At 73.3% G+C, this 24,676-nt stretch carries 23 protein-coding genes, 1 tRNA gene, 1 pseudogene and 1 riboswitch; of the genes and pseudogenes, 17 read left to right on the forward strand and 8 right to left on the reverse strand.

The window, feature by feature from the left end; translation table 11 throughout:
- Nucleotides 1-11 precede the first annotated feature (11 nt).
- From shc to AMK27_RS42960, 6 genes are all read left to right on the forward strand, one after another.
- A complete protein-coding gene (gene shc / locus AMK27_RS08300) occupies nucleotides 12-2,036 on the forward strand; it encodes a squalene--hopene cyclase (RefSeq protein ID WP_073904352.1) in 2,025 nt (674 codons plus the stop codon).
- Nucleotides 2,036-2,695 (forward strand): phosphorylase family protein, encoded by a 660-nt coding sequence (locus tag AMK27_RS08305; RefSeq protein WP_073904354.1) that lies wholly within the window; start codon nucleotides 2,036-2,038, stop codon nucleotides 2,693-2,695. The genes shc and AMK27_RS08305 overlap by 1 nt, the downstream gene beginning before the upstream one ends.
- A gap of 7 nt (nucleotides 2,696-2,702) precedes the next feature.
- Complete coding sequence (hpnH, locus tag AMK27_RS08310) at nucleotides 2,703-3,725, forward strand: adenosyl-hopene transferase HpnH (protein WP_073904356.1); 1,023 nt, start codon at nucleotides 2,703-2,705, stop codon at nucleotides 3,723-3,725.
- Nucleotides 3,726-3,793: 68 nt separating this feature from the next.
- Nucleotides 3,794-5,179, forward strand: coding sequence for an aspartate aminotransferase family protein (locus tag AMK27_RS08315; protein ID WP_073904358.1), 1,386 nt, complete (start codon nucleotides 3,794-3,796; stop codon nucleotides 5,177-5,179).
- Nucleotides 5,180-5,252: 73 nt separating this feature from the next.
- Nucleotides 5,253-5,912: a helix-turn-helix domain-containing protein gene (locus tag AMK27_RS08320; RefSeq protein WP_079188295.1), complete on the forward strand. Its 660-nt coding sequence runs from the start codon at nucleotides 5,253-5,255 to the stop codon at nucleotides 5,910-5,912.
- Between the two features lie 34 nt (nucleotides 5,913-5,946).
- Complete coding sequence (locus tag AMK27_RS42960; RefSeq protein ID WP_198955821.1) at nucleotides 5,947-6,102, forward strand: DUF6126 family protein; 156 nt, start codon at nucleotides 5,947-5,949, stop codon at nucleotides 6,100-6,102.
- A gap of 7 nt (nucleotides 6,103-6,109) precedes the next feature.
- On the opposite strand, the gene AMK27_RS08325 is transcribed toward AMK27_RS42960, so the two are convergent.
- Entirely contained in the window at nucleotides 6,110-6,931 is an 822-nt protein-coding gene (locus AMK27_RS08325; RefSeq protein ID WP_198955822.1) for a tyrosine-protein phosphatase, read from the reverse strand.
- A gap of 389 nt (nucleotides 6,932-7,320) precedes the next feature.
- Nucleotides 7,321-7,480, forward strand: a riboswitch (cyclic di-AMP (ydaO/yuaA leader).
- Nucleotides 7,481-7,484: 4 nt separating this feature from the next.
- On the opposite strand from AMK27_RS08325, the gene AMK27_RS08330 reads away from it, so the two are divergent.
- Together AMK27_RS08330 and AMK27_RS08335 are read left to right on the forward strand one after the other, a co-directional pair.
- Nucleotides 7,485-8,462 carry a M23 family metallopeptidase gene (locus AMK27_RS08330; RefSeq protein WP_073904362.1) on the forward strand — a complete coding sequence of 326 codons (978 nt, stop codon included), beginning with the start codon at nucleotides 7,485-7,487 and terminating at the stop codon, nucleotides 8,460-8,462.
- A 163-nt stretch (nucleotides 8,463-8,625) separates the two neighbouring features.
- Nucleotides 8,626-9,420 carry an SGNH/GDSL hydrolase family protein gene (locus tag AMK27_RS08335; protein ID WP_073904364.1) on the forward strand — a complete coding sequence of 265 codons (795 nt, stop codon included), beginning with the start codon at nucleotides 8,626-8,628 and terminating at the stop codon, nucleotides 9,418-9,420.
- Here AMK27_RS08335 and AMK27_RS08340 read toward each other — a convergent pair.
- From AMK27_RS08340 to AMK27_RS08360, 5 genes are read right to left on the reverse strand one after another with little or no spacing between them, the layout of a single operon-like run.
- Nucleotides 9,407-10,300, reverse strand: coding sequence for an STM4011 family radical SAM protein (locus AMK27_RS08340; RefSeq protein WP_073904366.1), 894 nt, complete (start codon nucleotides 10,298-10,300; stop codon nucleotides 9,407-9,409). The genes AMK27_RS08335 and AMK27_RS08340 overlap by 14 nt on opposite strands.
- Before the next feature lie 38 nt (nucleotides 10,301-10,338).
- The gene (locus tag AMK27_RS08345) at nucleotides 10,339-11,676 is read right to left on the reverse strand and encodes an STM4012 family radical SAM protein (RefSeq protein WP_073904368.1); all 1,338 of its coding nucleotides are present in this window, start codon (nucleotides 11,674-11,676) and stop codon (nucleotides 10,339-10,341) included.
- A complete protein-coding gene (locus tag AMK27_RS08350) occupies nucleotides 11,673-12,494 on the reverse strand; it encodes an STM4013/SEN3800 family hydrolase (RefSeq protein WP_073905835.1) in 822 nt (273 codons plus the stop codon). Before AMK27_RS08350 ends, AMK27_RS08345 begins: the two co-directional genes overlap by 4 nt.
- 11 nt (nucleotides 12,495-12,505) lie before the next feature.
- On the reverse strand, nucleotides 12,506-13,693 hold the full coding sequence (locus AMK27_RS08355; RefSeq protein WP_198955823.1) for an STM4014 family protein: 1,188 nt from the start codon (nucleotides 13,691-13,693) through the stop codon (nucleotides 12,506-12,508).
- Nucleotides 13,690-14,655, reverse strand: a complete 966-nt coding sequence (locus AMK27_RS08360) for an STM4015 family protein (RefSeq protein ID WP_073904370.1) — start codon at nucleotides 14,653-14,655, stop codon at nucleotides 13,690-13,692. Before AMK27_RS08360 ends, AMK27_RS08355 begins: the two co-directional genes overlap by 4 nt.
- A 179-nt stretch (nucleotides 14,656-14,834) precedes the next feature.
- Here AMK27_RS08360 and AMK27_RS08365 point away from each other — a divergent pair, with 179 nt between their 5' ends.
- From AMK27_RS08365 to AMK27_RS08375, 3 genes are all read left to right on the forward strand, one after another.
- A complete protein-coding gene (locus AMK27_RS08365; protein WP_073904372.1) occupies nucleotides 14,835-15,161 on the forward strand; it encodes a hypothetical protein in 327 nt (108 codons plus the stop codon).
- A 40-nt stretch (nucleotides 15,162-15,201) separates the two neighbouring features.
- Nucleotides 15,202-16,311 carry a DUF6745 domain-containing protein gene (locus tag AMK27_RS08370; protein WP_073905838.1) on the forward strand — a complete coding sequence of 370 codons (1,110 nt, stop codon included), beginning with the start codon at nucleotides 15,202-15,204 and terminating at the stop codon, nucleotides 16,309-16,311.
- A gap of 186 nt (nucleotides 16,312-16,497) precedes the next feature.
- Entirely contained in the window at nucleotides 16,498-17,265 is a 768-nt protein-coding gene (locus AMK27_RS08375; RefSeq protein WP_073904374.1) for an SIMPL domain-containing protein, read from the forward strand.
- Nucleotides 17,266-17,507: 242 nt separating this feature from the next.
- Here AMK27_RS08375 and AMK27_RS08380 read toward each other — a convergent pair.
- Nucleotides 17,508-18,104 (reverse strand): annotated as a pseudogene (locus AMK27_RS08380) (TetR/AcrR family transcriptional regulator); the annotation flags it as partial.
- Nucleotides 18,105-18,149: 45 nt separating this feature from the next.
- Nucleotides 18,150-19,346, reverse strand: coding sequence for a Glu/Leu/Phe/Val dehydrogenase dimerization domain-containing protein (locus AMK27_RS08385; protein ID WP_073904376.1), 1,197 nt, complete (start codon nucleotides 19,344-19,346; stop codon nucleotides 18,150-18,152).
- Nucleotides 19,347-19,510: 164 nt separating this feature from the next.
- Here AMK27_RS08385 and AMK27_RS08390 point away from each other — a divergent pair, with 164 nt between their 5' ends.
- The 6 genes from AMK27_RS08390 (at nucleotide 19,511) to AMK27_RS08415 (ending at nucleotide 24,645) form a co-directional block, all read left to right on the forward strand.
- Complete coding sequence (locus tag AMK27_RS08390) at nucleotides 19,511-20,830, forward strand: MBL fold metallo-hydrolase (RefSeq protein ID WP_073904378.1); 1,320 nt, start codon at nucleotides 19,511-19,513, stop codon at nucleotides 20,828-20,830.
- 389 nt (nucleotides 20,831-21,219) lie between these two features.
- Complete coding sequence (locus AMK27_RS08395) at nucleotides 21,220-23,037, forward strand: sensor histidine kinase (protein ID WP_073904380.1); 1,818 nt, start codon at nucleotides 21,220-21,222, stop codon at nucleotides 23,035-23,037.
- A gap of 5 nt (nucleotides 23,038-23,042) precedes the next feature.
- On the forward strand, nucleotides 23,043-23,480 hold the full coding sequence (locus AMK27_RS08400; RefSeq protein WP_073904382.1) for a roadblock/LC7 domain-containing protein: 438 nt from the start codon (nucleotides 23,043-23,045) through the stop codon (nucleotides 23,478-23,480).
- On the forward strand, nucleotides 23,477-23,854 hold the full coding sequence (locus AMK27_RS08405; RefSeq protein WP_073904384.1) for a DUF742 domain-containing protein: 378 nt from the start codon (nucleotides 23,477-23,479) through the stop codon (nucleotides 23,852-23,854). Before AMK27_RS08400 ends, AMK27_RS08405 begins: the two co-directional genes overlap by 4 nt.
- Nucleotides 23,832-24,449 carry a GTP-binding protein gene (locus AMK27_RS08410; protein WP_073904386.1) on the forward strand — a complete coding sequence of 206 codons (618 nt, stop codon included), beginning with the start codon at nucleotides 23,832-23,834 and terminating at the stop codon, nucleotides 24,447-24,449. The genes AMK27_RS08405 and AMK27_RS08410 overlap by 23 nt, the downstream gene beginning before the upstream one ends.
- Nucleotides 24,450-24,571: 122 nt before the next feature.
- A tRNA-Pro gene (locus AMK27_RS08415) sits at nucleotides 24,572-24,645 on the forward strand.
- The last annotated feature ends 31 nt before the right edge of the window (nucleotides 24,646-24,676 follow it).

Genomic DNA, 24,676 nt, shown 5'->3' on the forward strand with positions numbered 1-24,676 from the left:
AAGGGGAAGCCATGACAGCGACGACCGACGGAAGCGCCGGGGCCGTGGGCCCCCGTGCGGCCGCGGCCAGCACGACGAACGAGTCCCGACGCGGAGCTGCCGCGTCGGGCACCGGCGGGTCCGCCCCGTCCGGCGCGTCCGGCCTCGACGAGGCCGCCGCGCGGGCGGCGGAACGGGCCGCCGGGCACCTGCTCGCCCGGCAGGACCCCGAGGGCTGGTGGAAGGGCGACCTGGAGACCAACGTCACCATGGACGCCGAGGACCTCCTGCTCCGCCAGTTCCTGGGCATCCTCGACGCCGACACCACGCATGCCGCGGCTCTCCACATCCGCCGCGAACAGCGCGAGGACGGCGCCTGGACCACCTTCTACGGCGGGCCCGGCGACCTCTCCGCCACCGTCGAGGCCTATGTGGCCCTGCGGCTCGCCGGAGACCCGCCCGAGGCCCCGCACATGGCCCGGGCCTCCGCCTGGGTCCGCGCCGCCGGCGGCATCGCCTCCGCCCGCGTCTTCACCAGGATCTGGCTCGCCCTCTTCGGCTGGTGGCGCTGGGAGGACCTGCCCGAGCTGCCCCCGGAACTGCTCTTCCTGCCCAAGTGGTTCCCGCTCAACATCTACGACTTCGGCTGCTGGGCCCGGCAGACCATCGTGCCGCTCACCGTGGTCTCCGCGAAGCGCCCGGTCCGCCCCGCGCCCTTCCCGCTCGACGAGCTGCACACCGACCCGGACCTGCCCGCCCCGCCCCGGCCGCTCGCCCCGGCCACCGGCTGGGACGGGCTCTTCCAGCGCCTCGACAAGGCGCTGCACGTCTACCACCGGGTGGCGCCGCGCGCCCTGCGCAGGACCGCGATGAACCAGGCCGCGCGCTGGATCATCGAGCGCCAGGAGAACGACGGCTGCTGGGGCGGCATCCAGCCGCCCGCCGTCTACTCGGTCATCGCCCTCCACCTTCTCGGCTACGACCTCCAGCACCCCGTCATGCGGGCCGGACTGGCCTCGCTCGACCGGTTCGCCGTGTGGCGGGAGGACGGCTCGCGGATGATCGAGGCCTGCCAGTCGCCCGTCTGGGACACCTGCCTCGCCACCATCGCGCTCGCCGACGCCGGGCTCGAACCCGACCACCCGGCCCTGGTGAAGGCCGTCGACTGGATGCTCGACGAGGAGATCACCCGGACCGGGGACTGGGCCGTGCGGCGGCCCGGACTGCCCCCGGGCGGCTGGGCGTTCGAGTTCCACAACGACAACTACCCCGACATCGACGACACCGCGGAGGTGCTCCTCGCCTTCCGCCGGGTCAGCCACCCCGACCCCGCCCGGCTGGAGGCGGCCGTCGCCCGGGGCGCGCGGTGGACGCTCGGGATGCAGTCCAGGGGCGGCGCCTGGGGCGCCTTCGACGCCGACAACACCAGCGCCCTCCCCAACAAGCTGCCGTTCTGCGACTTCGGCGAGGTGATCGACCCGCCCTCCGCCGACGTCACCGCCCACGTGGTGGAGATGCTCGCCTTCGAGGGACTGGCCGACGACCCCCGTACCCGCAGGGGAGTCGAGTGGCTGCTCGCCGCGCAGGAGCCGAACGGCGCCTGGTTCGGCCGCTGGGGCGTCAACCACGTGTACGGCACGGGCTCGGTCCTCCCCGCGCTCACCGCGGCCGGGCTGCCGGTCTCCCATCCGGCGATCCGCCGGTCCGTCCGCTGGCTCGGGTCCGTGCAGAACGAGGACGGCGGCTGGGGCGAGGACCTCCGCTCGTACCACGACGAGGGGTGGATCGGGCGCGGCGCCTCCACCGCCTCCCAGACCGCCTGGGCGCTGCTCGCCCTCCTCGCGGCCGGCGAGCGGGACTCCGAGCCCGTCCGGCGGGGCGTCGCCTGGCTGGCCGAGACCCAGCGCGAGGACGGCACCTGGGACGAGCCGTACTTCACGGGCACGGGCTTCCCCTGGGACTTCTCGATCAACTACCACCTCTACCGTCTGGTCTTCCCGCTCACGGCGCTCGGACGCTACGTGCACGGGGAGCCCTCGCCCGAAAAGGCCCGCTGATGGGGCGCGAGCCGGGCCCCGGCGCCCCACCTCCGCTGCTGGTCGCCTGCGCCCTCGGCATCGAGCAGCTCGCCCTGCGCAGCGGGGACCGGGCGGGCGCCTCCGGGCCCGTCACGGTGCTCCGTACGGGCATGGGGCCCGACCGGGCCCGCCGGGCCGTCTCCCGGGCCCTCGGGGCGCCCGGATGGCAGGACGCCGCCGTCATCGCCTCCGGTTTCTGCGCGGGGCTCGCGCCGGGGATGCACCCGGGGGACCTGATCGTCGCCGACGAGGCCCGCGGTCCCGACGGCACGATCGCCTGCACCGGCACCGAGCTCCTGGTGAAAGCGCTGGTCAGGGCCGTGCCCGGGCGGTCGGTCCACACCGGGCCGCTGATCGGCTCCGACCATGTGGTGCGCGGCCCCGAGCGGGCCGCGCTGCGCGCCACCGGCGCCATCGCCGTCGACATGGAGTCCGCCGCGACGCTCGGGACGGCGCGCGGCGGGCCGGGGCCGGACGCCCGCCCGGTTGCGGCCGTCCGGGTGGTCGTGGACGCTCCAGAACATGAACTGGTCCGGATCGGCACGGTACGCGGGGGAATATCGGCCTTCCGTGTTCTTCGTGCCGTCCTTCCCGCATTCTTCGAATGGCACCGTTCTTTGCTGCTCCCCAGGAGGTGAGCGAGTTATGGCCATGCCGCTCCGTCAGTCCATCCGGGTCGGGACCTATCTCTTCGAACAGAAACTCCGCAAGCGGGAGAAGTTCCCGCTGATCGTCGAGCTGGAGCCGCTCTACGCCTGCAACCTCGCGTGCGAGGGCTGCGGGAAGATCCAGCACCCGGCGGGTGTGCTCAAGCAGCGCATGCCGGTCGCTCAGGCGGTCGGCGCGGTCCTGGAGTCCGGTGCGCCCATGGTGTCCATCGCCGGCGGCGAACCCCTGATGCACCCTCAGATCGACGAGATCGTGCGTCAGTTGGTGGCGAAGAGGAAGTACGTCTTCCTCTGCACCAACGCGATGCTGCTCCGCAAGAAGCTGGAGAAGTTCACTCCCTCCCCGTACTTCGCGTTCGCCGTCCACATCGACGGCCTGCGCGAGCGGCACGACGAATCCGTCGCCAAGGAGGGCGTGTTCGACGAGGCGGTGGCCGCCATCAAGGAGGCCAAGCGGCGCGGTTTCCGCGTCACCACCAATTCGACGTTCTTCAACACGGACACCCCGCAGACGATCATCGAGGTGCTGAACTACCTCAACGACGACCTCCAGGTCGACGAGATGATGATCTCGCCCGCGTACGCGTACGAGAAGGCTCCCGACCAGGAGCACTTCCTGGGTGTCGAGCAGACCCGCGAGCTCTTCAAGAAGGCATTCGCCGGCGGAAACCGGCGCCGCTGGCGGCTCAACCACTCGCCGCTCTTCCTGGACTTCCTGGAAGGAAAGGCGGACTTCCCGTGCACCGCCTGGGCCATTCCGAACTATTCGCTCTTCGGCTGGCAGCGACCCTGCTATCTCATGAGCGACGGATACGTCCCCACGTACCGCGAACTCATCGAGGACACCGACTGGGACAAGTACGGCCGCGGCAAGGACCCGCGCTGCGCCAACTGCATGGCGCACTGCGGCTACGAACCGACCGCCGTCCTCGCCACCATGGGCTCCCTCAAGGAATCCCTCCGGGCGGTCAGGGAGACCGTCTCCGGGAACAACGGGTGAGCGACCGCGAGAGGGTGACCGTCCATGAAGCCGGTGACCGCCCATGGCCATGGAACGGGTGAGCGGCCGTGACGGGTGAGTTCGACCTGCGGGCGCTGCTCGCCGAGCGCGGCGGCGAGCGGTACGAGCTGCACGCCCGGCATCTCAACCACCAGCTGCCGCGCATGCTCCACACCATCGGCTTCGACAAGGTGTACGAGCGGGCCGAGGGCGCCCACTTCTGGGACGCCGACGGGGTCGACCACCTCGACATGCTCGCCGGCTTCGGCGTGATGGGCCTCGGACGGCACCACCCCGTCGTCCGCAAGGCCCTCCACGACGTCCTGGACGCCCAGCTCGCCGACCTCACCCGCTTCGACTGCCAGCCGTTGCCGGGGCTGCTCGCCGAGGCGCTGCTGGCGCACAGCCCGCACCTCGACCGGGTCTTCTTCGGCAACAGCGGCACGGAGGCCGTGGAGACCGCCCTCAAGTTCGCCCGGTACGCCACCGGGCGGCCGAGGGTCCTCTACTGCACCCATGCCTTCCACGGGCTCACCACCGGCTCGCTCTCCGTCAACGGCGAGAACGGCTTCCGGGACGGCTTCGCCCCGCTGCTGCCCGACACGGCGATCGGGCTCGGCGACCTCGACGCCCTGGAGCGGGAGCTGAGCAGGGGCGACGTGGCCGCCTTCGTCGTCGAACCCATCCAGGGCAAGGGCGTCCACGAGGCCCCACCGGGCTTCCTGCGCGCCGCCCAGGAGCTGCTGCACCGGCACGGGGCACTCCTCATCGCCGACGAGGTGCAGACCGGCCTCGGCAGGACCGGCGACTTCTACGCGTACCAGCACGAGGAAGGCGTCGAACCCGACCTGGTCTGCGTCGCCAAGGCGCTCTCCGGCGGCTACGTGCCGGTCGGCGCCACCCTCGGCAAGGACTGGATCTTCAAGAAGGTCTACTCGTCGATGGACCGGGTCCTGGTCCACTCGGCGAGCTTCGGATCGAACGCGCAGGCCATGGCGGCCGGGCTCGCCGTCCTCTCGGTCATGGAGGACGAGGGGACGGTCGCGCACGCCCGCCGGATCGGCGACCTGCTCTCCGGGCGGCTGAAGGAGCTCGTGCCGCGGTACGAGCTGCTCCACGAGATCCGCGGACGCGGGCTGATGATCGGGATCGAGTTCGGCCGGCCGTCCTCGCTGGGGCTGCGCGGGCGCTGGACCATGCTGCAGGCGGCCCGGAAGGGCCTCTTCGCCCAGATGGTCGTCGTCCCGCTGCTCCAGCGGCACCAGATCCTCACCCAGGTCTCCGGGGACCATCTGGAGGTGATCAAGCTGATCCCGCCCCTGGTCGTCGACGAGGCGGACGTGGACCGGTTCCTCACCGCCTTCACCGCGGTCATGGACGACGCCCACGGCGGCGGCGGGCTGATGTGGGACTTCGGGAAGACCCTGGTGAGACAGGCCGTCGGGCAGCGCTGACCGTACGGCCCCGGGCTTTTGCCTCTGAGGCAAGAAACTTGCCTCAGAGGCACGATCCTGGCGGAATGGACGCATGGACCACGTCCCCGGGGGAGCCTCCCCGGACCCCGCCACCCCGGCGCCCGGCACCTCGGGCGCCGCCGGCCCCGACGTCCTGCCGGACGTCGCCCCGCAGCTGCGGGCCCTGCGCCGCCGCCGGGGACTCACCCTGGAGGCCGCCGCCCAGCGGGCCGGCCTCTCGCCGGCCCACCTCTCGCGTCTGGAGACGGGGAACCGGCAACCCTCGCTCCCCATGCTGCTGGCCCTCGCCCGTATCTACGGTACGACGGTCTCCGAGCTCCTCGGCGAGGCGCCCCCCGAGCGCGATCCCGTCGTCCGCGCCGGGCGCTCCGAACCCGTCGAGGCCGACGGCTGGATCTACCGCCAGGCGGGCGGCGCCGGGCGCGCCCTGCAGTGCCTGCGGGTCCACGTGCCGTACGCCACCCGGGCCGACATCGTGCGCGTCCACCCCGGCGAGGAGTGGATCCACGTCCTGGAGGGCCGGGTGCGGCTCGCGCTCGGCGAGGCCGTCCACGTCCTCGATCCCGGGGACAGCGCGCACTTCGACTCGCTGACCCCGCACCGCATCGGGGCGGCGACCCCCGGAGGGGCCGAGCTGCTCTTCGTCCACACTCTGATGCAGAGCCCCGTCGCCGAGCTGTGTCTCGGTGACGGAACCCCGCACCGACGCTGATCCCGCGTACTTCCTTCGACAGAAAAGGACCGAGATGTCCGAGAAGTCACGAGCTGTCACCGGTGAAGAGCGAGGCGAGGGCAAGTTCCCCAAGGGTCTCGTCCTGCGCCTCTTCGCCTATCTGATCGCCGGACACCTCTTCGCCGGCTTCCTCTACCTGCTCTTCATGCTCGGCGGGCAGAACCAGTAGGCCCTGCTCACGCCTCCGTGAGCAGCCGCTCCCGCAGCCGCTCGCGGGTCTCGGGGGACAGCTTCAGGCCCTCCGAGAGGTAGGCGTCCACCGAGCCCCAGGTCGCCTCGATCGTCTCGAAGGCGCCCCGCAGATACTCCACCCGCGCGTCGAACAGCGGGCTCAGCAGCTCCATCACCTCGGGCGACATCGCGTCCGGGGCGGTGGAGCTGCGGCGCACCTTGTAGCGCCGGTGCGGGTCGTTCGACTTCACGTAGTCGGCCTCGATCGCCTCCCGCTCGACCCCGACGGCCAGCAGTGTGATCGCGATGGAGAGTCCGGCGCGGTCCTTGCCGGCCGCGCAGTGCATCAGGGCGGGCAGGCTGTCCTCGGCCAGGGAGTGCAGGATCCGGCTGTGCTCCACGGTCCGCTCGACCACCATCTTCCGGTACGAGTCGGACATTCGTGCCGCGGCCTTGCCGTCGCCGAGGATGTCCCGCAGCTGCGCGATGTCGCCGTCGCGGACCAGCTTCCAGAACTCCTTCCCGTCGGCCGGGTCGTTGAGGGGTATGTTCACGTTCCGCACGCCCGGCAGGTCGACGTCCGGGCCCTCGACCTTCCGGTCGGCGAGGTTCCGGAAGTCGAAGACGGTGTGCAGTCCGAGCGAGTCGAGGAAGGCGGCGTCCTCCTCGGTGGCGTGGGCGAGGTGGCCGCTGCGGTAGAGGCGGCCGGGGCGCACGGCGCGCCCGTCCGTCGTCGGCAGGCCGCCCACGTCCCGGAAGTTGCGGACCTCGGCCAGCTCGGGTTCGTTGGCCTCGACGGGCGGGACCTGCGGCAGCTGCTGCGTCACGGATGCTCCTGATGGGTCGACGTTCGGGTGCCCGACGCGAGATCGGTTCCAGGGGCAATCATCCAGGTGGGGCCACGATGGCGCACCCCCCTGGACGGGAATGGGTGATCTGTCCGAATTGGGGCCTTGCGTATAACGCGCCCTGTTTACAGGCGAGATGAGCCGCAGCGCGTGAGCAGGGTCATAGAAGTGACGGATCGTGGCCGACGGGCCCGGGCAATTGCCGTACGGAAAAAGGAAATCGAGGGTCCGTCATCCACGGAGGGTGACCGGAATTCCGAGTGGAAACCCACGGCGGGAAAGCCGGTGGAAATCACTGGCTTGTTCGCGTCGACCCCGCTCGTCTAGCGTCACCGTCAATCCGGTCGGACCGCCGAATCCTGCCACCGTCCGGAATTCCACTCATCCCATGCGTGGCAGGAGCGGGGGACCCAGGAAGTACGCCGGTCCCGCGACGCAGGACGGCTCGGGGTGAAGCCGCGTGAGAGCGCGGCCGGACATCTCCAGTCCGAACCCGACAGCTCACCTCGTAGGCGCCGGAGAGGAATTCGCCATGCCCGCGAAGGGTAAGCACCGCCGCATCAAGTCCAACCGCCTCACCCGCGGAATCGCCGCCGCCGGTACGGGAGGCGCCGTCGTCGCCCTTCCGTTCCTCGGCGCCACCGGCGCCCACGCCGCCGAGCAGGCCGCCCCGGCCGCCGCTCCCGGCCAGGCCGTCACCGCCGCCGCCCAGGTGAAGGCCGCCGCCAAGGCCGCGCCCACCGCCGCGAAGGCCGCGCCGAAGACGTACTCCGTCGTGCGGGGCGACTACCTGTCGAAGATCGCCGCCGAGCACCACGTCACCGGCGGCTGGCAGAAGCTGTACGCCGACAACCGCCAGGTCGTCGGCGAGAACCCCTCGCTCATCCTGCCCGGCATGAAGCTCACCCTCGGCGCCAAGAGCACCGCCGGGGCCGCCGCCCCGAAGAGCGCCGCGCCCAAGGCCGCCGCCCCCAAGAGCTCCGGGAAGAACGGCGACACCCCGCGCGCCTCCCGCAGCAGCGAGCGCTCCGCCGCCCCGGCCGCGGACACGTCCGCCGCGAAGACCACGCAGTCCTCGGGCTCCTCCGGCGCCGCGACCTCCGCCTCCGGCTGGTTCGCCCCGGTCAGCGGCGGCATGTCCACCCCGTACCGGGCCTCCGGCTCGATGTGGTCCTCCGGCTACCACACCGGTGTCGACTTCATGGCCTCCACCGGCACCAAGATCGTCGCGGTCGGCCCCGGCACCGTCTACTCCGCCGGTGACGGCGGCGCGTACGGCAACCAGGTCGTCATCCAGCACGCCGACGGCACCTTCTCGCAGTACGCCCACCTCTCCTCGATCTCCGTCTCCGCCGGCCAGACCGTGAGCGGCGGCGAGCAGATCGGCCTCTCCGGCGCGACCGGCAACGTCACCGGCCCGCACCTGCACTTCGAGATCCGCACCGGCCCGGACTACGGCTCCGACGTCGACCCGATCGCCGCGCTGCGCAGTCACGGCGTGAACATCTGACGCTCCGTCGCCACCCGAGGCCCGGCACACACGTGCCGGGCCTCCGGCGCGTTCCCGGGTCTATTCCGGCTTGGCAAATTCTTTATCGGTGGCATATGTCACCCGACGTCAACCCCTCCTTACGGTCGCGTAGGTCACATCCGAAGGGGAAGGATGTGCTCCCGTGGCAGACGATTCGAGATCAAGAGACAAGCACGCATTCGGGTCGTACGCGGCGATCGGTGACAGCTTCACCGAGGGCGTCGGAGACCCCGGGCCCGACGGGACGTACGTCGGCTGGGCGGACCGCTTCGCGGTGCTGCTCGCCGACCAGCTGCCGGAGCACGACGCCTTCCGCTACGCCAACCTGGCCGTACGCGGGCGCCTCCTCGACCAGATCGTGGCGGAACAGGTCCCCCGGGCGAAGGAACTCGCCCCCGACCTGGTGACCTTCTGCGCCGGCGGAAACGACATCATCCGCCCCGGCACCGACCCCGACGAGGTCGCCGAGCGCTTCGAGCGCGCCGTCGCCGAACTCACCTCCGCCGTCGGCACCGTGATGGTGACCACCGGCTTCGACACCCGGGGCGTCACGCTCCTCAAGCACCTGCGCGGCAAGATCGCCACGTACAACGGGCACGTCCGGGCCGTCGCGGACCGCTACGGCTGCCCGGTCCTCGACCTCTGGTCCCTGAGGTCCGTGCAGGACCGGCGCGCCTGGGACGACGACCGGCTGCACCTCTCGTCCGACGGCCACACCCGCGTCGCCCTGCGCGCCGCCCAGGTCCTCGGCATGCCGGTGCCGGCCGACCCGGACCAGGCCTGGCCCCCGGTTCCCCCGCGCGGCACGCTCGAGGTGCGCCGCGACGACATCCACTGGGCCAGGGAGTACCTCGTGCCCTGGATCGGCCGCCGGCTGCGCGGCGAGAGCTCCGGCGACCACGTCGAGGCGAAGCGCCCCGACCTCATGCCCCTGTAGCTCCGGGGACCGTGGGCCAGGGGAGCGCGGTCCGGGGCGGGCCGGCGGGGATCCGCTCCAGGACCCCGCCGGCGAACACGTCGTACAGCGGCAGCGTCTCCAGATGCACGTAGCCGATGTGGCAGTCGCAGACGGCGAGCGGGCAGGCCCGTGGGCGCAGGGCGGCGCGGTACGAGCCGTCGTACAGGTTGCCCAGCTCTGCCTTGACGAAATGGCAGCGCCGTACCGTCCCCTCGCCGTCCACCGAGATCACCGACTCCCCGGTCCGGCACGGCAGCCCCGCCGAGCGGTGCGGATGACGGCTGTACGGGAAGAGCGGATCGATCCCCGTCCACTCCGCCGCCTCCGCGTCGGTGTACGTGTGCCCCTCCGCGGCGTTCACCCAGAGGTAGACGTGCGCCGGCAGCGCGGCCCGCAGCCGCCGGGCGTGCTCCGCGTGCTCGGGGAGCCCCACGACACCGACGCTGAAGCGGATGCCACGCTCCGCCAGCTCCCCGCACTTGGCGAGGAACCGCTCGTACGGCGTCTGCCCCGGGTGGTACGTGCACCAGAGCGCCACGCTCTCCGGGTCCGCCTCCGCCAGCCAGCCGGTCCGGCAGCTCAGGTTCGTCTGGATCGCCACCCGCTCCACGTGGGGGAGCCGGGACAGCTCGACCAGCGCCCGCCGGTACCAGGAGCGGACCAGGCCCTCGCCCCACGGGGTGAACAGGACCCGCAGCCGGTCCCCGGTCTGCGCGGCGGCCCACCCGGTGAACCGTTCGAGCTGCGCGCGGTCCGCGCGCAGCTGCTCACGGCTGTCCCGGCGCTTGGCGAACGGGCAGTACGGGCAGTCGAAGTCGCAGGAGGAGAGCGGCCCGCGGTAGAGCAGCGTCAGGTCCATGCCCGCGTGCGGCGGAGACGTCGGTTCCACGGCCGCCCCTACTTCGGCTCGTACGCGGCCATCGCGGCCCGCACCGAGGGGGAGAAGAGCTCGGGGCCGAGGCCGTCCGAGTGGGCCAGACCCTCCGGGGACAGCCGGAGCAGCCCGGCCGGCGCCTCCTCGTCCAGCCAGCCGAGGGCCTCGAACCGGGCCAGCTCCGCCGGGAAGTCCGCGAACGGCGAGGCGCCGAAGCGCTCCTCGTACCCGGCCACCGGCATGCCCTCGGCCTGGAGCAGCGACTGGAGCAGATGGCGCCGCCTGGCCTCCCCGGCGTCGACCCACCGGCCGACCTCGGCCCGCGAGAAGTCCGCGGTCTCCGTGTAGGCGTCGATGATCGTACGGATCTCCCGCATGTCGACGGCGTAGTCGAAGGAGTAGTGGAGGGCCGAGGTGTACGAGCGCGCCCCGCAGCCCAGCCCGATCATCCCGTCGGTCTGGCAGGCGTAGTCGTCGGGGCCCAGCGGCGCGGCGTCCGTCCTGCGGAACATCCGCATCGACACCTGCGCGTAGCCCTGCGCGCGGAGGTGGTCCCGGCCGTACCGGTAGAGCCGCAGCCGCTGCTCGTCCCACTCCCGGTCGGCGGCGGGGGAGATCCGGCCGAGGCCGGTGAGCGGCCGCACGTACAGCGGATAGAGGTACAGCTCCTCCGGGCGCCAGGCGAGGGCGGCGTCCAGCGAGGAGCGCCAGGACTCCTCGGTCTGGCCGTCGATGCCGTAGATCAGGTCGATGTTGAGCACGGGGACGCCGGTGTCCCGGATCCGGCCGAGGGCCGATTCGACGTCGGCGCGGCGCTGCGGCCGCACGGCCGCCCGCGCCTCGGCCTCCACGAAGCTCTGCACTCCGATGCTGAGCCGGGTCGCACCCCGCTCGGCGAGCAGGGCGAGGCGGTCGGCGGTCGCCGTCGCGGGGGAGGTCTCCACGGACAGCGGCACCGCCCGCAGGTCCACGCCCATCCGCTTCTCGGCGATGTCGCAGAGCCGCTCCAGCTCCCCGGCGGTGAGGAAGGTGGGTGTGCCGCCGCCGAACGCGGCCGTCGCGAACCGCACCGGGTCCCGGTCGCCGAGGGCTTCGCGGACGGCCGCGGCCTGGCGGTCGAGTGCGTCGAGATAGCGCGTGGTCAGCTCGTCGGGGGCACCGATCCGGGTGAACAGGTTGCAGAAGCCGCAGCGGACCTCGCAGAACGGTATGTGCGCGTAGAGGGAGAGCGCGTCCTTCGGCTCGTCCCGCCAGAGCGCGGCGAGCGAGGGCGCGGGGTCGGGGAGCGGCCGGTACGCCGTCTTGTGCGGGTAGGCGTAGACGTAGCTCCGGTACGGACGCGGGGCGGCGCTGTCGCTCATGCCACGGCCTCCCGCTCCGGGCCGGCGAGCTCGAACTGCGCGTACGGGACCGTCCACACGACCTCGTGGCCCAGCCGGTGACCGGTGTACCCGTCCTCCCCGTAGGCGGTGCCGTGGTCGGAGCAGACGATCGCGAAGCACGGCCGGCGGCTGCTCATCGCGGCGAAGAGCCGGCCGATGTGCTGGTCGACGTACTCCAGGGCGGCGGCGTGGGTGGCCCGGGAGTCGCCGGCCTCGCGGGTGGCGCCCGGCAGATGGAACCAGTTGGGCTGGTGCAGCGCCGACACGTTGACGAAGAGGAACAGCCGCCGCTCACGGGGGAGACCGGCGACGACCTCCTCGGCGCGGGCGACCTGCGACTCGAAGGAGGTGGGGGAGGCCACGCCGAACGACGGATCCCAGTGGCTCTCCTGGAAGAGGCCGGGGAGCACGGTGCCGAGCGGCGGCTGCCGGTTGAAGAAGCCGACACCGCCGACGCAGACCGTCCGGTAGCCGGCGCCCGCGAGGGCGGACACGAAGTCCGGGGTGTCGTGGACGTAGGTGCCGTCGGCGGTCGTCTCGCTGCCGGCGAAGCGGGCCGCGAACAGCCGCGGGTGCGGGCCGGGGGAGGCGGGGGTCGGCAGGAATCCGGCGAAGATCGCCTGGTGGGAGGCGTAGGTGAAGCTGCCGGGCGCGTGGCGCCGCTCCCAGACGCCGCCGGGCAGGTGCCGGGCCAGGTGCGGGATGCGGCCCGCGGCCGCGAGCTCGGCCGCCACGTCGTACCGGAGCGTGTCGAGGGTGACCAGGAGCAGATCGTGGCTCCCGACGATCGTGTTCATGTCGGGCTGGTTCACGCGGTGCTCGTTCCTGTGGTGCTGGTGCTGGTGCTGGTGCTGGTGGTCGTGCCGGTGTTCGTGGTCGTGCTGGTGGGTCGAGCGGCGCGGGGGAACTGGGCGGCGACCTGGGCCGCGTACGTGTCGAGGCCCTCGGCGCCGCTGCCGGGCAGGCCCGTGAGGCCCGGCAGCAGATCGCCGAAGGCGTTGACCTCGCCCACGGCGAAGCGGCGCCAGCCCGTCGAGGGCAGCAGGTCGACGCCCACGCAGCGGGTGCCGGGGAAGACCGCGGCGGCCCGCTCGCACACGTCCAGCGCGTCGCTCCACCGCCCACCGGCCGCGGCGATCGCGGCCCGGGCGGCGGGCAGATCGCCACGGGTCCCGCCCAGATGGAGGTTGGTCATGGGGGAGCGGCTGGTACGCAGCACGGCGTGGGTGGCACGCCCGTCGATCACCACCACCCGCAGGTCGGCCGCCCGGCCGCCCTGGGCGGCCTTGGGCAGCCAGCGCTCGACGTGCAGCCCGTCGGGGGCGAGGGCGTCCACGATCGCGCCGACCTCGCGCTCGCTCGTGTAGCGCCGCACCCGCAGGGAGTTGAACAGCCGTCCGTCGGGCCCGCGCTCCACCGAGGTGGTGGCGTGCACCCGGCCCGCGCCGTTCGTCTCGACCGCGAGCACCCCCGAGGCGGAGGAGCCGTGCGCGAGCTTCACGAAGACCCGGCGCAGTCCGGGCTCGGCGGTCAGGGCCCTGACATCGGCCCAGCCGCGTACGACCGGGGCGGCGGGGCCGGACGTCGGCGACTCGGGCACCGGCACCCCGGCCGCGCGGAGCAGGCCGTGGCCCAGCCGCTTGTCGAACAGCTCCGCCAGCTCGGCCGGGTCGTCGACGAGCACGGCGCCCGCCGCGGCGACGGACCGGGCGAGCTCCGCGGTGGCGGCGACGAACCGCGCGTACCAGCGGCCGGTGCCCTCGACCCGGGACGGATCGTCGACCTCCCGCAGCAGCCGGTCGGCCTCCGGGTCCTCGCCGGGCGAGTCCAGGCGTACGGTCTCGCCCTCGGCGAACCGTGCCGCGCCGCGCAGCACCTCGGGCCAGGACACCACCCGCGCCCCGGGCAGCCCGGCGGACCGCAGCGCGTCCTGGAAGAACGCGACACGGCGGCCCGCCGGGTCCCCGACGACCACGAGGCGCGGGTGGCCGGTCATTCGGCGACCGCGACGTACCGCCAGACGCGGCCGTCCCCTTCGTCGTCCGCCTCCTGCGCGTCGCCGAGGTCGACGGACACGCCGTGCGGGGCGAGCGCGGCGAGGACCCGCTCCCGCATGCCCTCGGACAGGTAGTGGTGGGAGAGGTCGAGGTGGGCGAGGTGGGTCAGGGGCTGTCCGTCGAGCAGGGCCGCCGCGCCCTCGTCGGTGAGGACGCCCATCGACAGGTCGAGCCGCTCGATCCGGGCGAGGACGGGGGCGCCCGCCACGGCGGCGGCCACGGCGTCCTGGATCACGCTGTTGCGCAGGCCGAGCGAGCGAAGGGCGGGGAACGCCGCGCCGGAGAGCAGCGGCGCGAGGTCGTCCGCCGTGCTGTCGCCGCCGTACTCGTCGGTGCCGAGCCAGAGTTCCAGCTTCTCCAGGGCGGGCAGGTCACTGCCCACGATCCCGCGCACCACCTCGGCGCCCAGCCCGCCGGTCTCCACGACCAGGCTCTCCAGACCGGCGTGCCGGACCGAGGGGAAGGCGAGATCCGTACCTCCGCGCACCCCGAACTCCCGCAGGCCCGGGTAGGCGGCGAGGAGCGGCGTCACGTCGGACTGGATGATCCACGAGATCTCGCAGTCCTCGCCCGTCATGTCGCCCAGGAACACCGCCTCCAGGGACGTCAGCCGGTCGTTGGCGGCGATGAGGGCCGTGACGATGTCCGCGGAGGAGTTCTCGTACGCCTCGTCCCAGCCGCCGACGACCAGGGCGCGCACCCGCCCGACGTCGACCGTCTTCAGGAAGCGCTCGAACTGCGCGCCCCACTGCTCGTCGTCGTCCTCGCAGTAGGTCGGCGACGAGAGCCGCCAGGCGACCGCCGCGGCGTCGGGAAGGTCGCCCCGCGTGTCCGACGCGGTGTCCTGGAAGGGGAACACGGGAAGCCCGTGGAATTCCTCGAGGTAGTGGCCAACGGTCATGACTGCGCTCCCGGACGACGGACGGCGTGGATCGGCTGATCGCAAGAGTTCTACCAAGCGGCACCGACAACGCCCTCCGGCGGGTCGGCCTCCGAGGCGTCCGGGCCCGATTGTCAGACCCGGCCTCTAGCGTCGTTCCCGTGTTCGGCCGCACCGCGCCGAACGGGGAGGGGAGTGCCATGTACCGGCAGGGAGACGTCCTGATCGCGCCCGTCACGGAGACGGCCGTTCCGGAGCGGGTGAAGGCGGCGGCCGGGGAGTCCAGGGACGCCCGGGGCCGGCTGGTCCTGGCCCTCGGCGAGGTCACCGGGCACGCCCACGCGATTCCCGGGCCAGGCCGACTCGTCCGGGAGCCGGGGCCCTTCGGCCCGCTGCTGCTCGAACTGCCCGAGGGCGGCCGGGTGGTGCACGAGGAGCACGCCCCGATACCGCTGCCCAAGGGCTGGTACCGGGTGGTGCGCCAGCGGGAGTACGTGCCCGGGGCGTACCGGATCGTCGCGGACTGACCGAGAGAGACCTGGGGGCTTCCACATGAACCACGCCGTCATGAACGACGCCGTCTTGAACGACGCCGTCCTGAACCACACCACCGCTCGGGACACGTGGCGGGCCGTCGCCGCGGCCACCGGCCCGGCCGATCGCGCCGCCGCGGAGGCCGGGGTCCGGCTCGCCTACCGCACGGCGGGCCTCGCCGAACCGGAGCGCGTGCTCTGGGCGGACTCGCCGCTCGCCGCCGTCGCGCTCGTACGGGGACTGGCCGGCCAGGGCCGTTCGGTCCGGGACGAGGTGCGCACCCGGCCGTGGGCCGAGGAGCGGCGCCGGCTCCACGACGCCCTCGGGCCGGCCGGCTGGGCGGCCCACTGGCAGGCGACCGGGGCCCACCTCTGGGACCTCACCCGGAGCCTGGCCGACCGGATTCGGGCCGGGGTGACGCAGGCCGCGACCGCCGCGGCTCCGGCCGCACCGGTCGACCCCGCCGCTGCCGCGGACTCCGGCGGCGCCGCCCTTCCCGCGCCGTCCGGGCGGGAGGCGACCGCCGTGCGGCTCGTGCTGCTCGACGCGGTGCTCGGCCAGCACGACGCCGCCTGGCTCGCCGCCTTCGAGGGGCAGGGCGACCGCCTCGCCGGGCTGGCCGCCGTCGCCGCACAGGCAGGCTGGTGGTGGCCGTACGAGAAGGTCGCCGTGGTCTGCGAGCGGCCCGTGGAACTGCACCGGGACGAGGCAGGGCGGCTCGACCGGGGCGACGGCCCCGCGCTGGCGTTCGCCGACGGCTTCGCCCTGTACGCCTGGCGGGGGATGTCCGTGCCCGCCGACTTCCTCGCCGGGCTCGCCGGGCTGACCCCGGAGCGGATACGGCAGGAGGAGAACGCCGAACTGCGGCGCGTGATGCTGGAGTACTACGGCTACGACCGCTACCTCGCCGCCTCGGGCGCGCGGCACGAGCACCGCGACGAGACCGGCGTGCTGTGGCGGATCGAACTGGCCGACGACGAGGACGTGGTGATGGTCGAGGTGGTCAACTCCACGCCCGAGCCGGACGGCAGCCACCGCACGTACTGGCTCCGGGTCCCGCCCACGACCCGGACCGCGCGGGAGGGCGTCGCCTGGACCTTCGGCCTGCACCCCGACGCGTACGAGCCGCTCGTCCAGACCTGAGCGGCGGCCCGGCAGCGGCGGCCTGGCAGCGCCGGCCCGGCGGCGCCGTCCCGGCCGTGCGGAGGCGCGACTGGTACGGAGAGGTGAAGGGCGCCGGCGGTCGGGAGTGGCGTACGGGAGGCGGCGGTGGCGGGTGCTGGGATGTGCCCGCCGGACCCCCGGCACCCAGCATCGAAGGGACCGCCCGTGACGATCCGCCGGCCAAGCGCCGCCCGTACCGCCCGTCTGCTCGCCGCCACCGCCGTGCTCGGCGGGCTGCTCGCCGGCACCGTGGCGCCCGCGCTGGCCGCCGCGCCGGAGCGGACGGCCCCGCGGGCCGCCCCTGCGGAGGCACCCGCCACGGTCACCGTCACCGGCCACGGCCGCGCCTCCGCTGCACCCGACCTGGCGATCCTCTCGGTCGGGGTCGAGGCCGCCCGCAGGACCGCGAAGGAGGCGATGGCCGCGCAGAACGCCGCCGCAGAGGCCCTGCTCGCCGTGCTGGACAAGCAGGGGATCGCCGAACGGGACATCCGTACCGACAGCCTCTCGCTGTCCCCCGTCTACACGCAGAACACCGCGGGCGAGAGCAAGGTCACCGGCTATCAGGCCGGCCAGTCCTTCTCCGTGAAGGTCCGGCAGATCGACCGGGCGGGCCAGGTCATCGGCGCCGTCAACGACTCCACCGGGGACTCCGTCCGGATCAACGGTGTCGTCTTCGACGTCGCCGACCCGTCGGCCCTGCGGGTGAAGGCACGCGAGGCCGCCTACCGCGACGCGTACGACAAGGCGGCGCAGCACGCCCGCCTCAGCGGCCACCAGCTCGGCCGGCTCGTGTCGCTCAGCGAGGGGGAGTCCGCGCGCCCCGGTCCGGGCGCCGCCCCCGGCATCGCCCACGACGAGGCGAGCGTCCCGATGGCCCCGGGAGAGATCGAGGAGCAGGTCACGGTCTCGGCGGTCTTCGAGCTGGTGTGACTCCGCCGAGCGCGAGGCGGTGCGTGTGAGGCTCGGGGGTTCGCCGAGCGCGGGGCGGTGTGTGTGCGGCCGCGGCCCGAGGGCCGGCCGAACCCCCGTGGTCAGGCGCCGGAAGGCGCGTCGTCCCCGCCCCGGGCCAGATCCGCCGTGCGAGTGCCGCCGGTGACGTCCCGACCCGTACGCGCGTCCCCGTCGGCGCCGTCGAGCGGGGTCGTGTCCGCGTCCTCGCCCTCGCTCCCGGCCGCGTCCGGCAGGTTCAGCTCCCGGGCGAGGGCGGCGTCGGCCCAGCGCAGCATCGCGCTGCGGGAGAGGGAGCCGGCGTAGGCCGTGGTCTGGACGGCGAGGCCGTCGAGGAAGGCCGTGAGCCGCCAGGCGGCGGCCGCCGGGTCCGCGCAGCGGAACTCCCCGGCCTCGGCCCCCTCGGCGATCACCCGGGTCAGCGCCGCCTTCCACTCCTGGTCGAGGGAGGCGGAGACCCTGCGCAGCTCGGGGTCGCGCAGGGAGGCCGCCCAGCCCTCGATCCACAGCCGCCAGCCCTTGGCCTGCCCGGTCGGCGCGTACCAGCGCACGGCGGCCCTGAGCCGGCGTACGGCGCTGGAGCGGCGCCCGAGGAGCCGGCGCAGATGGGCCAGGTCACCCTCGGCGGCGTGCGCGAAGGCCGCGGCGACCAGCTTCTCCTTGGACGAGAAGTGGTAGAGCACCAGGGCGTTGCTCACCCCGAGCGCCGAGGCCACGTCGGCGATCCGGACGGCGGCGACCCCGCGCGCCTCGATCTGCTCGACGGCGGCCCGGAGCAGTTCCTCCCGCCGCTCGGCCACGCTCAACCGCACTCTTGCCACGTCCGCACCTTACACAGCGGGTGACGCGGGCATGATCGATCATGGTCACGGAGCGGTGTCGGCCCCGTACCAGCCGTAGCGTTCGGCGATCTGCGGCAGCCGCTCGTCCACCAGCGCGTGTGCCGCGGCGCGCGGGCTCGTGCCGTCCGCCTCCGCCCGGTCGAGCATCCCGCCGACGAGCGTCCGCATGGCTTCGCGGACCCGGGCGAAGGCCTGGTCGGCGTCGGCCTCGATGTCGCCGAAGAGCGTCCACCACCACCAGGCGTTCGTGCACGAGTTCACGACCACGTCGGGCAGCACCGTGACGCCCCGCGCGGCGAGGAGCTCCTCGGCCTCGGGCAGCACCGGCATGTTCGCCGCCTCGGCGATCCAGCGGGCCGTGATCCGCCCCTGGTTCCCGGCGTCGATCGCGTACGAGACGGCCGCCGGGACCAGTACCTCCGCCTCGGCCGCGAGCCAGGCGTCCCCGGGCTCCTCCCGGTCGGCGGGCCGCAGGGCGGCGCGGTCGACGGCGCCGTGGGCGTCCCGGGCCGCGAGCAGCGCCTCGACGTCGAGGCCGTCCGGGTTCACGATCGTGCCCCGGACGTCGGCCACGGCCACCACCCGCAGCCCGGCGCGCGCCAGGAACCGGGCGGTCGCCCCGCCCATCGTGCCGAGCCCCTGCACCGACACCCGCGTCCCTGCGTACCCCCGGCCGGCCCGGTCGAGGGCGGTGAGGACCGACTCGGCGACCCCGAGACCGCCGACCAGCTCGTCGAGGCCGATGCCGTCGACCTCGATCGCGAAGGCGTCGGCGAGCCGCCGGCGGGCCGCCGCCTCGTCGTCCAGGAGCGGGTAGACGGCCTGCACCGAGGAGACCAGGCCCGCCTCGGCCACCGCGCGGTCCACCAGGTCCTGGGTGAGGCCCAGGTCCTCCCCGGTGGTCCAGAACCGCTCGACGTACGGCCGCATGGCCCGCAGATAGCGCACGAGCACGCCGTACGCCTCGGGGGAGCGGGGGTCGCAGTCGATGCCGCCCTTGGCCCCGCCCAGCGGCACGTACCGGCCCTTCGGATCGTAGTGCAGGGCCTCCTTCATGGTCATCCCGCGGGCGAGCCCGGTGACCTCCTCGGCCGTGCAGCCCTCCCGCATCCGCAGGCCGCCGCTGGCCACCCCGCGCACCAGCCGGTCGATGACCAGATGGCCCCGGCGGCCGGTCACGTGGTCGGTCCAGGCGACGGAAAGCAGCGGGACGGAACTCATCGGGCGTCTCCTCGGGAGGGGCGGGCGGACCAGGTGCGGGCGGGCCAGGAGGCCGGGACGACCGGTCGGACGTACTGAACCATTGTTCAGTATGGCCGACTGCGCGGACCGTTCGCGGCGCGGGCCGCCCATAATGGAACGACCCCCAGAGATCAGGAGGTCCTGTGACCGGTACAGGCTCCGACCGCTCGCCACGGGCCCGGCTGCGCGCGCTGCGCCCCGAGTCCTTCGGCGCGGACCCCACGGGTGAGCGTCTCGCCCGCATCCACCGCTCGCCGAACTTCGCGGACGGGATCTTCCAGAACCCCGAACCCGCGCGACGCGGCCCCTCAGGCTCCAGCGTCGAGTTCGCCAAGATCTACTTCGACAAGGAAGCCCGCTCGCGCCGCGCCCCCACCGGCACGATCCCGGTCCACCCGACCACGGTCGCCGACCTGTCCAGGCCCCCGGCCACCGGGCTGCGCCTGACCTGGATGGGCCACTCCGGCGTCCTCGCCGAGATCGACGGCCACCGGGTGCTGTTCGACCCGGTCTGGGGCGAGCGCTGCTCCCCCTTCCCCTTCGCCGGCCCGAAGCGGCTCCACCCGGTGCCCGCGCCGCTCGCCGCCCTCGGCCCGGTCGACGTCGTCGTGATCTCGCACGACCACTACGACCACCTCGACCTGCCGACGATCAAGGAGCTCGCCGGCACCGGCACCGTCTTCGCGGTGCCGCTGGGCGTCGGTGCCCACCTGGAGCGCTGGGGGGTGCCCGCCTCCCGGCTGCGCGAGCTGGACTGGAACGAGTCCACCGAGATCGGCGAGCTGCGGCTCACCGCCACCCCGGCCCGGCACTTCTGCGGCCGCGGACTGCGCAACCGCCAGATGACGCTCTGGGCCTCCTGGGTCGTGACGGGCCCCTCCCACCGGATCTTCCACAGCGGGGACACCGGGTACTTCTCCGGTTTCAAGGACATCGGCGCGGCCCACGGCCCCTTCGACGCCACCATGATCCAGATCGGTGCCTACTCGGAGTTCTGGACCGACATCCACATGACCCCCGCCGAGGGCATGCTGGCCCACCTGGACCTCCAGGGCGGCGGGCCGGCCGGAGTGATGCTGCCGATCCACTGGGGCACCTTCAACCTCGCCCCGCACCCGTGGGCCGAACCGGGGGAGGGCACCGTCGAGGCCGCCGCCGGGGCCGCCCAGCGGATCGCCCTGCCCATCCCGGGCGAGCCCTTCGAGCCGGGCGCCGCACAGGTGCCCGACCACCCGTGGTGGCGTCCCGTCGCCCGCGTCCCCTCCGGCGGCTGGGCGGCGCCCGCTCTCACCGACGGTGACGGATCGCCCGCCGACGGGTCGCCCGGGAAGGCGGACGCAAACGCGGACGCAAACACGGACGCGAACGCGGACGCGCGCACCGGCGCGGACACCGGGCGGAGCTCGGGCGAACCCGGTACGGACACCGGCCGAGGCGCCCCCGAGGCGGCACGGACCCCCTGAGACGTCGAGCGGACCGGGCGGTCCGCACCCCTCCCGGGATTCCGCTCCGGGAGCAGCATGTCCGCAGAGGGCGGAGGCGTGGGAACGCCTCCGCCCTCTGCCGTTCCCGGCGCCGAGCGCCCACTCCCCGGCCAAGGCGTCGAGATTCGGCCGAAACCTCTCGGCCTGTCGGTCCTGTGTGCGATACCAGAGCGAGCCGGTCTGCGGGGGGAGATTTGCCAACTGAGCACCGCACATGAACGGTTGACGACTACAGTGTGTGGCTGGTGATCACCGGTAGGTAATCTCCCTGTCCCCCCACGTCTCCCCCCGTCTCCCCTCCGTGGTCCCCTCCCGCCACTCACCCGCAAGTACGCCGATTCCTGGGCACGTTCGTACCAAGGACACTCATGTCGCAAGTTCGCGCACCCGCCTCGCGGTCCGACCGACGCGAGGGCGGGCGGCACGGCCGGTCAGGCGCTCGCCCCGCCCCCGGTACCGGAGGCAACTCCCCGGCACGGCCCCCCGCGTCGCACGCCGTGGAGACCCGTTTACGCCCTCAGCTCCTCCGCACCTCCGTGCTTCCCGTCGTCGCGGTGGCCCTGGGCGGGGCCGCGGCCGTGCTCTTCACCCTCCGCTCCACCGGCGCCACCCCGACGCCCGGCCTCTGGGCCGCGCTCACCGGAGCCGCCGCGATCACGGTGGCCTCCGTGACGGCCGCCGCGCTCGGCGCCGACCGCGCCGCCAGGTCCGTCCTCGACCGCTGCAACGCCCTGCGCCGCACCAGCGCCCGCGGTCAGACCGAACTGCAGTCGATCATCGAACAGTTGCGCAAGGGTGAGGGCCCTCCGCCGCGCCCCGAGCCGCCCGCCGGCACCGCCTCCGGCGATGCGTTCGACCTGCTCTCCCAGGAGCTGGCGCGCTCCCACGAGACCGCCGTGGCGGCGGTCGTGCAGGCGTCCAGGCTCTCCAGCAGCGCCGGAGACGAACAGAAGGTCGAGGTCTTCGTCAACCTCGCCCGGCGCCTGCAGTCCCTGGTCCACCGCGAGATCCAGCTGCTCGACGAGCTGGAGAACGACGTCGAGGACCCGGAACTGCTCAAGGGCCTGTTCCACGTCGACCACCTGGCCACCCGCATCCGCCGACACGCCGAGAACCTCGCCGTGCTCGGTGGCGCCGTCTCCCGCCGCCAGTGGTCGCACCCGGTCACCGTGACCGAGGTGATCCGCTCCTCCATCGCCGAGGTGGAGCAGTACCAGCGGGTCAAGCTCGTCCCTCCGATCGACGGTGCGCTCCGGGGCCACGCCGTGGCCGACGTCATCCACCTCCTCGCCGAACTCGTCGAGAACGCCACGCTGTTCTCCGCGCCCCACACCACGGTGCTGCTCCGCGCGCAGTACGTCACGGCGGGCCTCGCGATCGAGGTCGAGGACCGCGGCCTCGGCATGCCCGTCGCCGAGCAGGGCCGGATGAACGCCCTGCTCGCCGACCCCGACCAGGTCAACGTCGCCCACCTGCTCCAGGACGGCCGCATCGGACTCTTCGTCGTCTCGGCCCTCGCCCGCCGCCACGGCATCGCCGTACGACTCCAGTCCAACATCTACGGCGGAGTCCAGGCCGTCCTCGTGCTCCCGCAGAGCCTCCTCGGATCGGACCCCGAGGGTCTGGCCCAGCCTCAGCCCCAGACCGGCGCGACCGCCGGATCCTCCGCGCCGCTCGGCCCCCGGTCGGCGGAGCAGCCGCAGGTGCCGCCGCAGCCCGCGCCCGCGGTCGCCGCAGCGGCGGCGACCCCGGCGGCCATGCCGGCACCCGCCACCGAGCGGCCGTACGGCTACGAGGACTCCGGCCGGACGCCCGCGGCTCCGGCACCAGCACCGGCATCGGCATCGGCATCGGCGCAGGTACCGGCACCGGCACAGGCACCGGCATCGCCTCCGGCACCGGCATCGGCGCCGTCGGCAGGAGCGGCACCCCTCGGCCCGCCTGCCTCCTTCCTCTCGCCGCTCCCCCCGGCGCCCGAGGCCGGCGGCCGGCCCGTGCTCCCCAAGCGGCACGCCCAGGAGCACCTCGTCCCGCAGCTGCGGGACGAGCCGGCGGCCCGCAGACCCGAGGAGCACGCCCTGCACGACCCCGGCCTGATGGCCGCGTTCCAGCGCGGTATCGGCCTCGCCGAGTCCCAGCCCGACCCCCACGAACCGCCGCTTCCAGGCGACGCGCACAAGGAGTAGACACCATGGCGAGCAATGTGCCGACCGGCCATTCCTCGGACCTCGACTGGCTGCTGAGCGGCCTGGTCCAGCGGGTCCCGTACACCCGCAACGCCGTTCTGCTCTCCTCCGACGGCCTCGTGAAATCCGTCCACGGCCTCGACCCCGACGCCGCCGACCACATGGCGGCCCTCGCCTCCGGCCTCTACTCCCTCGGCCGCAGCGCGGGCGCCCGGTTCGGCGACGGCGGCGAGGTGCGCCAGGTGGTCGTGGAGCTCGACTCCACCCTCCTGTTCGTGTCCACGGCCGGCTCCGGCACCTGTCTCGCGGTGCTGGCCGGCCGCGAGGCGGACGCCGCGGTCCTCGGGTACGAGATGGCGATGCTCGTCAAGAGCGTCCGGCCGTACCTGGTCACCCCCGCCCGGCAGGCAGCCGGTGCGGTGGGCGGCACCGTCGGCCCGTGAAGGCGACGACCCCGCAGGAAGGACCCTGGCTCGACGACGCGGCCGGCCGGCTGATCCGCCCGTACGCCGTCAGCGGTGGCCGGACCCGGCCGACCATCGCACTCGACCTGCTGTCCCTGGTGTCGGCGACGGGTTCGTCACCCCAGGCCACCCTGGGCCCCGAGCACAGCCTGGCCCTCGGGCTGTGCGACGGGCCCACCTCGGTGGCCGAGATCGCGGCGCACCTCCGACTCCCCGCCGTGGTCACCAAGGTGCTGCTCTCCGACCTCCTGGACTGCGGGGCGCTCACCGCCCGCGATCCCCGGTTCCACGACCATCCGACCGACCGTTCCTTGCTGGAGGCAGTGCTCGATGGCCTACGACAACGGCTCTGAACGCCCCGACGGTCCCGCGACCGCCCCGTTCCCCACCGCCGTGAAGATCCTGGTGGCCGGCGGCTTCGGCGTGGGCAAGACGACGCTCGTGGGAGCGGTCAGCGAGATCCCGCCGCTGAGCACCGAAGAACTGCTGACCGCGGTCAGCGCCGCCACCGACAGCCTGGAAGGCGTGGAGTCCAAGACCACGACCACCGTGGCCCTGGACTTCGGCCGGATCACGCTCGACGACCGCCATGTCCTCTACCTCTTCGGCACCCCCGGCCAGGAACGCTTCTGGTTCATGTGGGACGAGCTCTCCGAAGGCGCGCTCGGGGCGGTCGTCCTGGCCGACACCCGCCGACTCCAGGAGTGCTTCCCCGCCGTGGACTTCTTCGAACGACGGGGCATCCGCTTCGTCGTGGCGGTCAACGAGTTCGACGGCTCCTTCCGTTATGAACCGGACGAGGTACGGGCCGCCCTGGACCTCTCGCCGGACGTGCCGGTCGTCCTCTGCGACGCCCGGGTCTCCAGCTCGGGCATCAGCACCCTGCTGACCCTCGTCGAGCATCTGCTCGCCCACACCCCGCCGGCCCTGCTCGGTCACGGAGAGTGAGCGTCTTGGTTCTCCCGTACACCGCCTCCGGACCGCCGGGAAAGGGTTCGTGACCACCAGGGAAAGTGCGGTATTGTTCTCATGCGCGTCCAGCCGGGGGAAACCCCAGGTCAGACGGGCAGCGGGACGTGGCGCAGCTTGGTAGCGCACTTGACTGGGGGTCAAGGGGTCGCAGGTTCAAATCCTGTCGTCCCGACTTTTCGAAGTCGTCGATCGAGGGCCGTTTC

Source organism: Streptomyces sp. CB02009 (assembly GCF_001905825.1).
Lineage (GTDB): Bacteria > Actinomycetota > Actinomycetes > Streptomycetales > Streptomycetaceae > Streptomyces.